The organism is Rhodanobacter sp. GW835-FHT13D09, from assembly GCF_058793995.1.
This window is the reverse complement of record NZ_JBXAGL010000001.1, coordinates 581,839-596,282: the sequence shown is the minus strand read 5'-3', so window position 1 is coordinate 596,282 and position 14,444 is coordinate 581,839. Positions and strand designations below refer to the sequence as shown.

At 67.3% G+C, this 14,444-nt stretch carries 14 protein-coding genes; 8 read left to right on the top strand and 6 right to left on the bottom strand.

Annotated features, from left to right (window positions below):
- Nucleotides 1-141: 141 nt before the first annotated feature.
- Complete coding sequence (locus AC1Q5A_RS02730; RefSeq protein ID WP_492698017.1) at nt 142-2,424, bottom strand: nitric-oxide reductase large subunit; 2,283 nt, start codon at nt 2,422-2,424, stop codon at nt 142-144.
- A gap of 237 nt (nt 2,425-2,661) precedes the next feature.
- Here AC1Q5A_RS02730 and AC1Q5A_RS02725 point away from each other — a divergent pair, with 237 nt between their 5' ends.
- Nucleotides 2,662-3,099 carry a CopD family copper resistance protein gene (locus AC1Q5A_RS02725; protein ID WP_492698014.1) on the top strand — a complete coding sequence of 146 codons (438 nt, stop codon included), beginning with the start codon at nt 2,662-2,664 and terminating at the stop codon, nt 3,097-3,099.
- Between the two features lie 26 nt (nt 3,100-3,125).
- Nucleotides 3,126-3,626: a thiol peroxidase gene (gene tpx, locus AC1Q5A_RS02720; protein ID WP_492698012.1), complete on the top strand. Its 501-nt coding sequence runs from the start codon at nt 3,126-3,128 to the stop codon at nt 3,624-3,626.
- A gap of 126 nt (nt 3,627-3,752) precedes the next feature.
- Here tpx and AC1Q5A_RS02715 read toward each other — a convergent pair whose 3' ends face one another.
- Together AC1Q5A_RS02715 and azu are read right to left on the bottom strand one after the other, a co-directional pair.
- Nucleotides 3,753-4,160 carry a group III truncated hemoglobin gene (locus AC1Q5A_RS02715; protein ID WP_492698108.1) on the bottom strand — a complete coding sequence of 136 codons (408 nt, stop codon included), beginning with the start codon at nt 4,158-4,160 and terminating at the stop codon, nt 3,753-3,755.
- 98 nt (nt 4,161-4,258) lie between these two features.
- Nucleotides 4,259-4,705 (bottom strand): azurin, encoded by a 447-nt coding sequence (azu, locus tag AC1Q5A_RS02710; RefSeq protein ID WP_492698010.1) that lies wholly within the window; start codon nt 4,703-4,705, stop codon nt 4,259-4,261.
- 143 nt (nt 4,706-4,848) lie between these two features.
- Between azu and fdxA the strand changes: the two genes are divergently transcribed.
- Nucleotides 4,849-5,172, top strand: coding sequence for a ferredoxin FdxA (gene fdxA / locus AC1Q5A_RS02705; protein ID WP_492698008.1), 324 nt, complete (start codon nt 4,849-4,851; stop codon nt 5,170-5,172).
- A gap of 250 nt (nt 5,173-5,422) precedes the next feature.
- On the opposite strand, the gene gap is transcribed toward fdxA, so the two are convergent.
- Complete coding sequence (gene gap, locus AC1Q5A_RS02700; protein ID WP_492698005.1) at nt 5,423-6,424, bottom strand: type I glyceraldehyde-3-phosphate dehydrogenase; 1,002 nt, start codon at nt 6,422-6,424, stop codon at nt 5,423-5,425.
- Between the two features lie 146 nt (nt 6,425-6,570).
- Between gap and AC1Q5A_RS02695 the strand changes: the two genes are divergently transcribed.
- From AC1Q5A_RS02695 to AC1Q5A_RS02680, 4 genes are all read left to right on the top strand, one after another.
- A complete protein-coding gene (locus AC1Q5A_RS02695) occupies nt 6,571-7,389 on the top strand; it encodes a S1/P1 nuclease (protein WP_492698003.1) in 819 nt (272 codons plus the stop codon).
- Between the two features lie 87 nt (nt 7,390-7,476).
- Nucleotides 7,477-8,949 carry a pyruvate kinase gene (pyk, locus tag AC1Q5A_RS02690; protein ID WP_492698000.1) on the top strand — a complete coding sequence of 491 codons (1,473 nt, stop codon included), beginning with the start codon at nt 7,477-7,479 and terminating at the stop codon, nt 8,947-8,949.
- A 115-nt stretch (nt 8,950-9,064) separates the two neighbouring features.
- Complete coding sequence (locus tag AC1Q5A_RS02685; RefSeq protein ID WP_492697998.1) at nt 9,065-9,505, top strand: energy transducer TonB; 441 nt, start codon at nt 9,065-9,067, stop codon at nt 9,503-9,505.
- A gap of 134 nt (nt 9,506-9,639) precedes the next feature.
- A complete protein-coding gene (locus AC1Q5A_RS02680) occupies nt 9,640-10,644 on the top strand; it encodes a class I fructose-bisphosphate aldolase (protein WP_492697996.1) in 1,005 nt (334 codons plus the stop codon).
- A gap of 95 nt (nt 10,645-10,739) precedes the next feature.
- Here AC1Q5A_RS02680 and AC1Q5A_RS02675 read toward each other — a convergent pair whose 3' ends face one another.
- Together AC1Q5A_RS02675 and AC1Q5A_RS02670 are read right to left on the bottom strand one after the other, a co-directional pair.
- Nucleotides 10,740-11,339, bottom strand: a complete 600-nt coding sequence (locus tag AC1Q5A_RS02675) for an outer membrane protein (RefSeq protein ID WP_492697994.1) — start codon at nt 11,337-11,339, stop codon at nt 10,740-10,742.
- Nucleotides 11,340-11,548: 209 nt separating this feature from the next.
- The gene (locus AC1Q5A_RS02670) at nt 11,549-12,184 is read right to left on the bottom strand and encodes an outer membrane beta-barrel protein (RefSeq protein ID WP_492697992.1); all 636 of its coding nucleotides are present in this window, start codon (nt 12,182-12,184) and stop codon (nt 11,549-11,551) included.
- A gap of 228 nt (nt 12,185-12,412) precedes the next feature.
- Here AC1Q5A_RS02670 and tkt point away from each other — a divergent pair, with 228 nt between their 5' ends.
- Complete coding sequence (gene tkt, locus AC1Q5A_RS02665; RefSeq protein ID WP_492697990.1) at nt 12,413-14,422, top strand: transketolase; 2,010 nt, start codon at nt 12,413-12,415, stop codon at nt 14,420-14,422.
- Nucleotides 14,423-14,444: the final 22 nt, after the last annotated feature.

Here is a 14,444-nt window from a genome sequence, read left to right as displayed (position 1 = left end):
GTTCGGGATTCGGGATTCGGGATTCGGGATTCGGGATTCGGGATTCGGGATTCGGGATTCGGGATTCGGGATTCGGGATTCGGGACAAGGATCAGGGCGCGCCTCGCGGCGCGCCCTGACGTGCGTCATGCAAATGATTTGTCACGCGTTTTCGGCGGCGCCCTGCGGCAACGGCAGGCTTCCCGCCCGGCGCTTCGGCAACAGCCACAGCGAGGCGACGAACACCGCGATCAGCAGGGCACCGACGGCGAACAGGGTGTCGCCCGGCACGCGCATCCATACCAGCAGGTGGATCAGCGGGCGATCCATGAACTCGGCCGAGCGGGCGAACCAGTAGCCGTGTTCCAGCGCCGCCTTCAGCTGCAGGATGCCCAGCGGCAGCAGGGTCAGCGTGGCCATCATCGACAGGCCGATGTTGAGGCACCAGAACGAGCCGCGCAGCCAGCCTTCGCGCCACTCGGCCTGCGGCTTGATGCCGCGCAGGCAGAACAGCATCAGGCCCAGGCCGAGCATGCCGTACACGCCGAACAGCGCGGTATGGGCGTGGGTGGCGGTGAGGTTGAGGCCTTGCATGTAGTACAGCGCGATCGGCGTGTTGACGAGGAAGCCGAACAGGCCCGCACCGATCAGGTTCCAGAAGCTCACCGCCACGAAGAACATGATCGGCCAGCGGTAGCGCGCCATCCACGGCGCGGCGTGCTGCTTCTTCCAGGTGTCATGGGCTTCCAGCCCGATCATCGCCAGCGGCACCACTTCCAGTGCCGAGAAGCTGGCGCCCAGCGCGATCACCGCCGTGGTGGTGCCGCTGAAATACAGGTGGTGCAGGGTGCCCAGCACGCCGCCGGCCATGAACACGATGGTGGCGAACAGCACATTGGTGGTGGCGCTGCCCACGCGCAGCAGGCCGAGCTTGACGAACAGGTAGCTGATCACCGCGGTGGCGAATACCTCGAAGAAGCCTTCCACCCACAGGTGCACTACCCACCAGCGCCAGTACTCGACCATCGCGATGTGGGTGTGCTCGCCCCACATCAGGCCGGCGCCGTAAAGCAGGCCGATCGCCACGGTGGAGAGGAACAGCAGGCCCACGATCGACGCACCCTCCTTGTCGCCCCGCATCGCCGGCCACAGCGCGCGGCCGACCAGGAACAGCCACAGCATCAGCCCGATGAACAGGAAGATCTGCCAGAAGCGGCCGAGGTCGGTGTACTCCCAGCCCTGGTGGCCGAACCAGAAGTTGTACTGCAGGCCCATCTTGTCCATCACCGCGAACCACTGGCCGGCGAACGAACCGACCACGATCAGCAGCAGGCAGACCCACAGGAAGTTCACCCCGAGCCGCTGGAACTTCGGCTCATGGCCGGAGATCAGCGGGGCGATGTACAGGCCGGTGGCCAGCCATGCGGTGGCGATCCACAGCACCGCCAGCTCGGTGTGCCAGGTGCGGGTGAGGCTGTACGGCAGGTAGTTGGCCAGCGCGAAGCCATAGGCCTGCTGGCCTTCCACCTGGTAGTGCGCGGTGGTGGCGCCCAGCAGGATCTGCGCCAGGAACAATGCCAGCACCGTCCAGAAATACTTGCCGGTGGCCTTCATCGACGGCGTCGGCTTCAGCTCGGTGAGCGGGTCGCGTGCCGGAATCGGCGGCAGCGGCTCGTGGCTCACCTGGCGTGCATGGTGCCAGCCGAGCAACCCGATGCCGAGGATCAGGAACAGCACGCTGAATACCGACCACATGAAGCTGGCCGGGGTGGCCGTGTTGCCGGTCAGCGGATCGTACGGCCAGTTCTGCGTGTAACTGATGCTGCTGCCCGGGCGGTCCGCGGTGGTGGCCCAGCTGGCCCACCAGAAGAACGCGGTGACCGCCCGGCGATGATCCAGCTCGGCGATGGTGTTGTCGCGCATCGCGTAGACCTTGCGCAGCCTGGCGGTGGCCGGGTCGTTGCTGAACAGGCTCATGTAGTGCGCGCCCACCACCATCATCGCCTGCGCGCGCAGCGGCGATACCTTGATGGTGTCGGTGGCCGGGTCGTAGGTGTTGGTGCGCACTTCCGCCTGCACCCGCGCCTTCAGCGCAGCCTGGTGCTCGGCATCGAGCGAGTCGAACGAGGCGGCGCCCCGGTCGTGCGCCAGCAGCTCCAGCATGGCGACCGCCTCGCGGTGCATCCAGTCGGCGCTCCAGTCCGGCGCCAGCAGCGCGCCGTGGCCCCAGATCGAGCCGAGCTGCTGGCCGCCGATGCTCTGCCAGACCTCGCGGCCCAGCTCGATGTCGCCTTTCGTGTACAGCGTCTCGTCACCGCTGGTGACCACCGCCGTCGGCAGGGGTGGAGCCTGCTGGTGGACCAGGCTGCCGACCCACAGCAGCACGGCAAAGGACGCGACCAGCAAGGCCGCGAGGCCGAGCCAGAGTTTTCGGGTGCTGCTCATTGCGCATCTCCCTGTAAGGATGCGCGCATGCTGGGGGCGCGGCCCGGCGCCCTCCCTGATTCAAGTCAGTTGGCGCCGCGTCGGCGCGGCACGAATTGTCGCAGGCAGCGTTGGCCGGACGGATCGCCCGCATCGCGTCTGCCCGCGCATGATCCGGCAGGCCATGATGCAGGTCATGGCGCCGCCACGGCTGGCGGCGGAGCCTGCATGCCTCTCATTTGCACCTGGGGGTCCGTCATGGTTGCTTGGTATCCGTGGATTGTGCTGCTGCACCTGTCCTGCGCCATCGTCTTCGTCGGCGCGGTGGTGTTCGAGGTGCTGGTGGTGGAATCGTTCCACCGGCACTTCGATGCGGCCACCGTGCAGCGCATCGAGCAGGCCCTGATGGCGCGCGTGCGCAAGTTCATGCCGGTGGTGGTGATCCTGCTGTTCGTCAGCGGCGGTGCGCTGTTCGACCTCCGTTGCGACGGCTTCGCCTGCGTCGGTTCGCGCTTCGGCAACTGGCTGCTGCTGAAGGTGCTGCTCGCGTTCGGCGTGCTCGGCGTGTTCGTCAACGCGATGTGGGCGATGCGCCGCGGCAGGATGGACCTGTGCCGGTTCCGGCATACCCATCGGATCGTGCTGGGCCTGATGGTGGGCATCGTCTTCCTGGCCAAGGGCATGTTCTACTTGTAGCCCTCCTTCCACGCACGAGGTGCACCATGTCCCAGGTCACGTTCAAGGGCCAGCCGATCAAGGTCGATGGCCAGTTTCCCGCAGTGGGCTCGACCGCCCCGGCGTTCACGCTGGTCGGCAGCGATCTGTCCGACGTGTCGTTGTCGGCTTATGCCGGCAAGCGCAAGGTGTTGAACATCTTCCCCAGCGTCGACACCGGTGTGTGCGCCGCCTCGGTGCGCCACTTCAACCAGGTGGTCGGCAAGCTCGCCGACACCGTGGTGCTGTGCATCTCGGTCGACCTGCCGTTCGCGCAGGCGCGCTTCTGCGGCGCCGAGGGGTTGGACAAGGTGGTCAACCTGTCGTTGATGCGCGGCCGCCGGTTCCTCGAAGACTACGGCGTGGCGATCGCCAGCAGCCCGCTGGCCGGGCTGGCTGCGCGTGCGGTGCTGGTGCTGGACGGCCACGACAAGGTGCTGCATGCCGAGCTGGTCGGCGAGATCGGCCATGAGCCGAACTACGATGCGGCGCTGAAGACGCTGGGCTGATCCCGCTTGCCCTGATTTCGTAGGGCGGGCAATGCCCGCCGCGCTGTCTATCCATCCATGCGCGGACGAGAAGCCGGCGGCCAATGGCCGCCCTACTTGGTTTCGCAGGGCGGGCAGCGGCGCGCGTCAGTGTCCGATGCCGACGATCGGCACGCCGAACGGGCGTGCCTGCGGGTGCAGGCCGAGGCCCAGCTTGAGGCTGCTGCCGATGCGCTGCGCGTATTCCAGCATCTGCGTGGCGTGGGCTTCGTCCAGTTCCTCGGCGCAGGTCTCGCCCCACAGCGCGAGCCAGTGCTCGAAGTGTTCGACGCGGATCGGGTGCGGCCGGTGCGCGGCCATCGGATTGCCGCGGTAGCTGCCCGCGCGCAGCGCCACCGAGGCCCAGAACGAGGTCAGCAGGCGCTTGTGTTCGTCCCAGTCGTGCACCGCTGCGTTGAAGATCGGGCCGATCTGCGGATCGCGCCGCACCTTCTCGTAGAAATGGTCGACCAGCCTGGCGATCGCCGCCTCGTCGAATGATATTGCCGTTTGCATGCGGGACATGGTGGTGCCGTGGGTGGAGCGATGGCAAGCAGCCGAAACAAAAAAGCGCATCCGGCCATGACAGCCGGATGCGCCGACTTGCCGCAAGCTTACTGACCCAGGCTCAGCGTGCCCTTCATCAGCGCGGCGTGGCCGGGGAAGGTGCAGAAAAAGGCGTACTGCTCGCCGGCCTTGAGCTTGGCCACGTCGACCGTGGCCGTGTCGGACTCGCCGCCGCCGATCAGCTTGGTGTGCGCGAGGATGCGTGCGTCGCCCGGCTTCTCGTAGCTGTTCGCCGCCCCGGCCTTCATGCCGTCGGAGATCACGCCGGCCTCGTCGGCGGAGTGCGCCAGCACCCAGTTGTGGCCCATCGCGGTGGCGGGCAGCTTGCCGGTGTGCTTCAGGGTCACCTTGAAGGCCTTGCAGGTCTTCGGCACGGAGATGGTCTTGGTGTTGAACTGCATGGCGTCGTTGGCCTCGACGGTGGTCGAGCACTCGGCGGCCATCAGCGGCGTGGAAAGCAGGCCGAGCAAGGCAATGGCGATCAGTTTGCGCATGGGTATGGCTCCTGGAGGAAGTGGCGAAATCCGGGTGGATTCTGCGATGGCGGCGCGGGGCGGGCACTGATCTGGGTCATTGCCATGGCACCTGCTGTCATCGACACTCTAGCCATCGCCGGCGAGAGCCGGAAGGAGGCACGATGACGCACGTCGTCACCGAAAACTGCATCAACTGCAAGCACACCGACTGCGTCGAGGTGTGTCCGGTCGACTGCTTCCATGAAGGGCCGAATTTCCTGGTGATCGACCCGGACGAGTGCATCGACTGCACGCTGTGCGTGGAGGAATGCCCGGTCGGCGCGATCTTCCCCGAGCTCGACGTGCCGGCCGGCCAGGAAGTCTTCCTCTCGATCAACGCCGAGCTGGCCAAGCAGTGGCCGGTGCTGACCAGCAAGATCCCGTCGATGGAAGACGCCGACAAGTGGGACGGCGTGCCGGACAAGCTGCCACTGCTGAAGCGTTGAGCCGCCCGCCGTCCGGCCGGCGGCGAGACACGGAAAAACTAGGTAGGGCGGGCACCGCCCGCCGGCTTTCCGGTCTGCGCTTCCATGTAGGTCGAGGAGTGCGGCGGGCGGTGCCCGCCCTACCCGGTCGGCGGGAGCGCAAGGACGAAAAAGCCCGCTTGCGCGGGCTTTTCGGTTCGAGGAGGGCGGCCACGGATGGCCGCCCGTTTGACTCCCGCGATCAGGGGTGATCGCAAGGATTCCTCCCGGGTTACTTGGCCACCACCCGCACCATCTCCAGGCACTTGTTCGAGTAGCCCCACTCGTTGTCGTACCAGCTCACCAGCTTGATGAAGCTGTTGTCCAGCGCGATGCCGGCGTCGGCGTCGAAGATCGAGGTGCGCGCGTCGCCGCGGAAGTCGGTGGCCACCACCTTGTCCTCGGTGTAGCCGAGGATGCCCTTCAGCGGGCCTTCCGACTGTGCCTTCATCTCGGCGCAGATCTCGGCGTAGCTGGCGTCCTTCTCCAGCTCGACGGTGAGGTCGACCACCGACACGTCGGAGGTCGGCACGCGGAAGCTCATGCCGGTGAGCTTCTTGTTGAGCTCGGGGATCACCTTGCCCACCGCCTTCGCCGCGCCGGTGGAGGACGGGATGATGTTTTCCAGGATGCCGCGGCCGCCGCGCCAGTCCTTGTTGCTCGGGCCGTCCACGGTCTTCTGCGTGGCGGTGGCCGCGTGCACGGTGGTCATCAGGCCGCGCTTGATGCCCCACTTGTCGTTGAGCACCTTGGCCACCGGCGCCAGGCAGTTGGTGGTGCAGCTGGCGTTGGAGATGATCGCCTCGCCGGCGTACTTCCCGTCGTTGACGCCGTAGACGAACATCGGCGTGTCGTCCTTCGACGGTGCCGACAGGATCACCTTCTTCGCGCCGGCGTCGAGGTGCTTCTGCGCGCTGGCCTTGTCCAGGAACAGGCCGGTGGATTCGATCACCACGTCGGCGTTCACCTCGTTCCACTTCAGGTTGGCCGGGTCGCGTTCCTGGGTCAGGCGGATGCGCTTGCCGTTGACCACCAGGTTGCCGCCATCGACCTTCACGTCGCCCTCGAAACGGCCGTGCACGGAGTCGTGCTTCAGCATGTAGGCCAGGTAGTCCGGTTCCAGCAGGTCGTTGATCGCGACAATCTCGATGTCGTTGCCGAAGTTCTGCACGGCAGCGCGCAGCACGTTGCGACCGATGCGGCCGAAGCCGTTGATGCCGACCTTGATGGTCATGAGGGAACGTCCTCCGATAGCGATGGGTGGCGAATGGGCGACCGCGACCGCGGTGCCGCGTTTCAGCCGCGAATCTTACAATGAAAGCGGCCCGGTCGCGGTGGCCGCTGTGGCAGACTCCGGCCATCCTTCCGGCGGAAAGCGCCATGATCCCGTTGCATCGCTCCCTCGCCATCGCGCTGGGCATGTTCGTCGTCGCGCCGCTGGCGCAGGCTTGGGGGCCGCTCGGCCATCGCGTCGTCGCGGAGCTGGCGCAACGGCACCTCAGCCCGGCGGCCGAGGCCGAGGTCGAGCGGCTGCTGGCGCCGGAACACACCGCGCGGCTGGCCGACGCGGCCAACTGGGCCGACCAGATCCAGGACGACCCGGCGCAGGCCGCGTTGTGGCAGCAGACCCGCAGCCAGCACTACATCAACTTCCGCGGCGGCAGCGGCTGCGACTACATGCCGCCGCGCGACTGCCGCGACGACCGCTGCGTGGTGGCCGCGCTGCGGCACTACACGCGTGTGCTGGGCGATCGCGGCCAGCCCGACACGGCACGGCGCGAGGCGCTGAAGTTCGTGGTGCATTTCGCCGGCGACATCCACCAGCCGCTGCATGCCGGCTACCGCGACGACAAGGGCGGCAACATGTTCCAGGTGCAGTTCGCCGGCAAGGGCAGCAACCTGCACAAGGTCTGGGACTCCGCCATGCTGAATACCCGCGGCCTCGACTGGCAGGCCTATGCACGCCAGCTCGATGCCGCCGCGCCGGTGGGTCTGCCGGCTCCCATCGCGCCACTGGACGACCCGTACGCGCAATGGGCCGAGGAATCCTGCCGGATCACCGCCGAAGCCGGCTTCTATCCGGACGGGCACAAGATCGATCCGGCCTACGTCCAGGCCGAGCTGCCGCTGGCCGAGCTGCGCCTGCGCCAGGCCGGCCGGCGACTGGCCGAGGTTCTCAACCTCACCCTCGCGCCGTAGCGGCGCCTTGTGCACCGGCGCACGTCGGTGGCATGCATACGAATGCAGGGTGATGGCGCGCCGCGCCGCATCTGCTAGCCTCGGCGCATGAACGAGAATCCCCTGCGCCGCACCAAGATCGTCGCCACCCTGGGCCCCGCCACCGACGCGCCGGGCATGCTCGAGAAGATCATCGCCGAAGGCGTCAACGTGGCCCGCCTGAACCTCTCGCACGGCCAGCCGGACGACCACCGCGCCCGCGCCAATGCGGTGCGCGCGGCGTCGCTCGCCAGCGGGCGCGAAGTGGGCGTCCTGGCCGACCTGCAGGGGCCGAAGATCCGCATCGAGACGTTCGCCAACGGGCCGGTGGAACTCGCCGACGGCGCCTCGTTCGTGCTGGATTGCCGCCCCGACGCGCCGCCCGGCGATGCGACCCGCGTCGGCGTCAGCTACTACGGCCTGCCGCACGACGTGCACGCCGGCGACGTGCTGCTGCTGGACGACGGCCTGGTCGCGCTGACCGTGCAGGATGTGGCTGGCGCCGAAGTGCGCTGCAAGGTGCTGGTCGGCGGCAAGCTGTCCAACCGCAAGGGGCTCAACCGGCAGGGCGGCGGCCTCTCGGTGACGGCGCTGTCGGACAAGGACAAGGCCGACATCAGGCTGGCTGCCGAGATCGGCGCGGATTTCCTCGCCGTGTCGTTCGTGCGTTCGGCCGACGACATGCACCAGGCCCGCCGCCTGTTGCACGAGGCCGGCGGCAACGCGGCGCTGGTGGCGAAGATCGAACGCGCCGACGCGATTCCGGTGCTGGGCGAGATCATCGACGCTTCCGACGTGGTGATGGTGGCGCGCGGCGACCTCGGCGTGGAGATCGGCGACGCCGAGCTGCCCGGCCTGCAGAAGAAGATCATCCGCGAGACGGTGCAGCGCAACCGCGCGGTGATCACCGCCACGCAGATGCTGCAGTCGATGGTGCGCTCGCCGATCCCGACCCGCGCCGAAGTACTGGACGTGGCCAACGCGGTGATCGACGGCACCGACGCGGTGATGCTGTCGGAGGAGACCGCCGCCGGCGCGCATCCGGACAAGGCGGTGGCGGCGATGACGCGGATCTGCCTCGGTGCCGAGCGCCAGTTCGAGCCGAAGGAGGATCTGGCCAGCGTCAGCCACCAGATGAACCGCACCGACCAGGCGATCGCGCTGGCCGCGATGGTGCTGGCCGGCCAGCTCGGCGTGCGGGCGATCGTGGCGCTGACCGAATCCGGCGCCACCGCCCAGTGGCTGTCGCGCTACCGCAGCGCGGTGCCGATCTACGGTATGTCGCCGTCCGCCGCCGCGCGCCGGCGCATGCTGGTGCTGCGCGACGTGCAGCCGGTGGAGTTCAACCATGGCGAGCGGCAGAGCATGGCCGCCTCCACCCGCGCCGCGGTGCAGCTGCTGTTCGGGAAGGGCAAGCTGGTCGAGGGCGACAGCGTGGTGATCACCTACGGCGACCGCGTCGGCCACGTCGGCGGCACCAACACGCTGAAACTGCTCTGGGTCGGCCCGGACGGCACGGTCGAGAGCCTGCGCGATCTGTAGAGTCGTTCGCGATCGCCGAGGCTGGCCCGCAGCTGTCCGGTGCGCGCCCGCCGGCCACCGGCGGGCGCGGGGACGGTTACACTTCAGTCGACCGCCGCGTGCACAGGAGATCACCATGAAAACGTCGTTTCGTCCGCTTGGCCAGGGCCTGCTGCTGGCGTTGCTGCTGGGGTCCGCGGCACCCGCGCTGGCGCAGCCGCGCAAGGTCGACCAGCAGAACCTGTACCGCTACTGGATCCTGCTCAATACGCAGGTGAAGATGGACGTGCCCAACAGCGGGCTGAACCTGGACAAGCCGGGCTGCGCGGCGGTGACCTATACGGTGGGTTCCGACGGTGTGCCGATGGACGTGCAGGTGGTGAAGTTGGCGCCCAAGAGCGACCTGGGTCCCATGGCGCGCAGCGCGGTCTCCAACTTCCGCTACGGCCCCTCGCTGACCAACCGCATCAGCGAGCCGATGGCCACCTATTACATCGTGCCGTTCAACGCCCCGACCGACCCGGCGCAGCGCCAGCGACTGCTGGACGCCTGCAAGCTGAGCGGCTACGGCGGTTGATCCCGGGCCCGCGGCGGCCCGGCGCGTCCGACCGCCAATCTGGCCTATAATCGCCGTTTTGAACCGCGCCGCTTCGGTCCTGAGGCGGCTTCAACCTTGTGGGGGCGGGCATGCCCCTGCACCACGGAGTCGTCATGAGTATTGAAGATCTCGAAAGCGTCGCCCTGGCGATGGTCGCGCCCGGCAAGGGCATCATCGCCATCGACGAGTCGACCAACACCATCAGGAAGCGCTTCGAGGCCGTCGGCATCGAAAACACCGAGGAAAACCGCCGCGCCTACCGCGAGCTGCTGCTGACCACGCCGGGCCTGAACGAGCATATCTCCGGTGCGATCCTGTACGACGAGACGATCCGCCAGAAGACCCGCGACGGCGTGCCGTTCACCGAGGTGATGAAGAAGAACGGCATCATCCCCGGCATCAAGGTCGACAAGGGCCCGCAGCCGCTGGCCGGCTTCCCCGGCGACGTGGTCACCGAAGGCCTCGACGGCCTGCGCGAGCGCCTGCAGGAATACGCGAAGCTCGGCGCGCAGTTCGCCAAGTGGCGCGCGGTGATCAACATCTCCGAAGAGAACCCCAGCTCCACCGCGATCGAGGCGAACTGCCACGCGCTGGCGCGCTACGCCGCGCTGTGCCAGGAAGCCGGCCTGGTGCCGATGGTCGAGCCGGAAGTGATCATGGACGGCGACCACAGCATCGAGGTCAGCTACGAGGTGCACGAGGCGGTGCTGCGCAGCCTGTTCAATGCGCTGTACGAGCAGAACGTGATGCTGGAAGGCACCATCCTGAAGATCAGCATGGTCATCCCGGGCAAGGACTGCGACGAGCAGGTCGATGTCGAGGAAGTCGCCGAGGCCACCGTGCGCGTGCTGAAGTCGACCGTGCCGGCCTCGCTGCCGGGCATCGTGTTCCTCTCCGGCGGCCAGACCGACCAGCAGTCCACCGCCCACCTGAACGCGATGAACCAGATCGGCCCGCACCCGTGGCCGCTGTCGTTCTCCTACGGCCGCGCCATGCAGCAGGCGGCGCTGAAGCTGTGGGCCAAGGACATGAAGGCGAACTACGCCGAGGCGCAGAAGACCGTGCACGCGCGTGCGCGCGACAACGGCCTGGCCGCGCTGGGGCAGTGGAACGGCTGAGGGGTTAGGGTTAGCTTCTGCGATCATCCGTGATCGCGAGAATCAAACGGGCGCCGTGAGGCGCCCGTTTTTTTCCACGTTGGCCGATGACCGGATCAGAAGCGGTATTCCGCGCTGACCGAGACCATGTCGGTGCTCAGGTCGACGTTGCGCTTGCTTGCGTCGAAGTAGTCGTAGTTCAGGCCGACACTGAGGTTGCTGGTGAGGTTGTAGCCCACCCCGGCACCCGCATACCAGCTGTTGGAACTCAGGCTCTTGTTGATCGGGTTGATGTCGTTGCTCAGGCCGTGGCCGGTCCAGCTGTAGAGGCCGGCGCGGCCGCCGACGTACCAGTCCGGGCTGAGGTCGAAGCGGCCGTTCGCGCCGACGGTCCAGCCGTGCAGCTGGGACTTGCCCGGGGCGATCACCGGCTGGCTGTTGAAGATGTTCTTCGCATGGATGTTGCCCAGGTCGTTGTAACCCACTTCGGCGCCCAGCGAGAAGTTCGGCGCCAGCGACCAGCGATAGCCGCCGTTGAGGGCGTAGCCGGTGTCATGGCCGTCGTATGGGCCCTGGTTGATGGCGGTGCGACCGACGTTGCCGTTGATGAACCAGCCGTCGCTATGGGTCGGCGTGCTCTGCGCGAACACGGCGGGCACGGCCAGCAGGCCGGTGGTGGCGAGGGCGAGGGCAAGCAGGGTCTTTTTCATTTTCATGGAGCTTCTCCAGTTGTTATCGTGGCAGGCGGCCCAGAGGGGGAGTAGCCGCTGCTGGCGGTGCGTCGCCCGAGCCGGGAGGCGACACCTGAGACTTAGATAAGGCTGGCGCCGGAAGATTCAATACCGGTTGGTTCAGTATTAAGCATTCGTTAATCCAGCATGCCTGGATGGCGCTGCGGCGAGCGCCGCGCCATCCAGGTCGTTGGTCAGAAGCGGTACTCGGCGGTCAGCGACGCCGTATCGGTGCTCAGGCCGATGTGGTGCTTCTTCGCGTGGTAGTAGTCGTACGCCAGGCCCAGGCCGAAGTGCTCGCTGAAGTCGTAGCCGATGCCGGCGCCGGCGTAGTAGTCGACCCGATCCAGGTGATGGCGGTTGATGTCCTGGTTGCTGTAACCGTCGCCCTTCCAGCCGTAGATGCCGGTGCGGCCGCTGACATACAGACCCTGCCACACGTTGATCTTGCCGTTGGCGCCGGCGGTCCAGCCGCGCAAGGCCTGGCGCTGCGAGGTCAGGTTGACGTCGTTGCTGTTGAACACGTTCTTCAGCCTGAAATTGCCCAGGTCGTTGTAGCCGACCTCGACGCCCAGACCCAGATCCTGGCCCACCTTCCAGCGGTAGCCGCCGTTGAGCGCGTAGGTGGTCGGGTGGTCGCCGTACGGGCCCACGCGCATGTGCGCCTGGCCGACGCTGCCGTTGATGAACCAGTTGCCGCTGCCGATCGGCTGGGACGGCTGGAAGTTGCCGCCGCCGGCCGCGGGGCTGGTCTGGCTGTCCTGCGCGAAGGCGGGCAGGGCGGCCATGGCGGCAGTTGAGATGGCGAGTGCAAGGAAAGTCTTTTTCATGGGGATACTCCACTTTTTTGAGCCGGGCCGGTGGTCATGGGGAAGGACGCACGCGGTCGGGCAGCGCCTGGGGATGGCGTTGCGGGGCGTATTGATAACGAGGCGATGCTGAAGGCACTCGAACCGTATGGCCTGGTGTTAAGCGGCAGTTAATTCCCACGGTGCCGGCGACAGTGCAGGGGCGGATCGGCGACAATGGGCGCTTTTGCACCCTCCGGAGACTGCCCGATGACCACCCGCCGCGAACTCGCCAATGCCGTGCGCGCCCTTGCCATGGACGCCGTGGAGGCGGCCAAGTCCGGCCATCCGGGCATGCCGATGGGCATGGCCGACCTCGCCGAGGTGCTGTGGAACGACTTCCTGAAGTTCAACCCGGCCAACCCGTCGTGGTCCAACCGCGACCGCTTCGTGCTCTCCAACGGCCACGGCTCGATGCTGCAGTACGCGCTGCTGCACCTCACCGGCTTCGACCTGCCGATGGACCAGCTGAAGCGCTTCCGTCAGCTGCATTCGAAGACCGCCGGCCACCCCGAAGCCAGCGAAACCCCCGGCGTGGAAACTACCACCGGCCCGCTCGGCCAGGGCTTGGCCAATGCGGTCGGCTTCGCGCTGGCCGAGAAGGTGTTGGCGGCGCACTTCAACCGTCCGGGTCACGACGTGGTCGACCACCACACCTGGGTTTTCCTCGGCGACGGCTGCCTGATGGAAGGCATCTCGCACGAGGTCGCCTCGCTGGCCGGCACCTGGGGCCTGGGCAAGCTGGTGGCGATCTACGACGACAACGGCATCTCGATCGACGGCGAAGTGCACGGCTGGTTCACCGACGACACCCCGGCGCGCTTCGAGGCGTACGGCTGGAACGTGATCCGCGGCGTGGACGGGCATGATGCGGATGCGATCAGGAAAGCGATTGCCGCCGCCGTCGCGCAGAGCGAAAAGCCCACGCTGGTCTGTGCCAAAACCGTGATCGGCTTCGGGGCACCGCACAAGCAGGGCAAGGAAGAGAGTCACGGCGCGCCGTTGGGCAAGGACGAGATCGCCGCCGCGCGCGAACAACTGGGCTGGAAATACGCGCCGTTCGAGATCCCGGCCGACATCTATGCCGGCTGGGATCACCGCAAGGCAGGCAATGAAGCCGAGCAGGCCTGGAACGACGCGTTCGCGAAGTACGCCGCCGCCCATCCGGAGCTGGCCGCCGAGTTCAGCCGCCGCATGAGCGGCGAGCTGCCGGCGGACTGGGCCGCGAAGTCGCAGGCGTTCATCGACAAGCTGCAGGTCGACGGTCCCGAAGTGGCTTCGCGCAAGGCCTCCCAGATGAGCATCGAGGCGTTCGCGCCGCTGCTGCCGGAGCTGATCGGCGGCTCGGCCGACCTGGCCGGCTCCAACCTCACCAAGTGGAAGGGCAGCCTCGACGCCGCCACCGGCGACAGCGCCGGCGGCAAGGGCAACTATGTCTACTACGGCGTGCGCGAGTTCGGCATGACCGCGATCGCGAACGGCCTGGCCCTGCACGGCGGCTTCATCCCGTACGACGCCACCTTCCTGGTGTTCTCCGACTACGCGCGCAATGCGGTGCGCATGAGCGCGCTGATCCCGGCCCATGCGATCCACGTCTACACGCACGACTCGATCGGCCTGGGCGAGGACGGCCCGACCCACCAGCCGGTCGAGCACATGGCCAGCCTGCGCTACATCCCGAACAACCAGTTGTGGCGCCCGTGCGACGCGGTGGAGTCGGCGGCGTCGTGGAAGGCGGCGATCGAGCGCAAGGGCCACCCGGCCTGCCTGGTGTTCTCGCGGCAGAACCTGAAGCACCAGCAGCGCAGCACGCAGCAGGTGGCCGACATCGCACGCGGCGGCTACGTGCTGTCCGACCCGCAGGACACGAAGTTCCAGGCCATCCTGATCGCCACCGGCTCGGAAGTGGAACTGGCGATGGAGGCTTCGCGCGCGCTGGCGCAGCAGGGCGTGGCCGTGCGCGTGGTGTCGATGCCGTGCACCGAGGTGTTCGATGCGCAGCCGCTGGAATACCGCGAAGGCGTGCTGCCTTCCTGGTGCCGTGCCCGCGTGGCGGTGGAGGCGGCCACGGCCGGCTTCTGGTGCAAGTACGTGGGCCTGGACGGCGAGGTGGTCGGCATGACCACGTTCGGCGCCTCCGCGCCCGCGCCGCAGCTTTTCGAGCACTTCGGCTTCACCGTGGCCCACGTGGTCGACGCGGTGAAGCGTGTTGCACGCTGAGCGCGAAAGCAGCGGTGTTTCA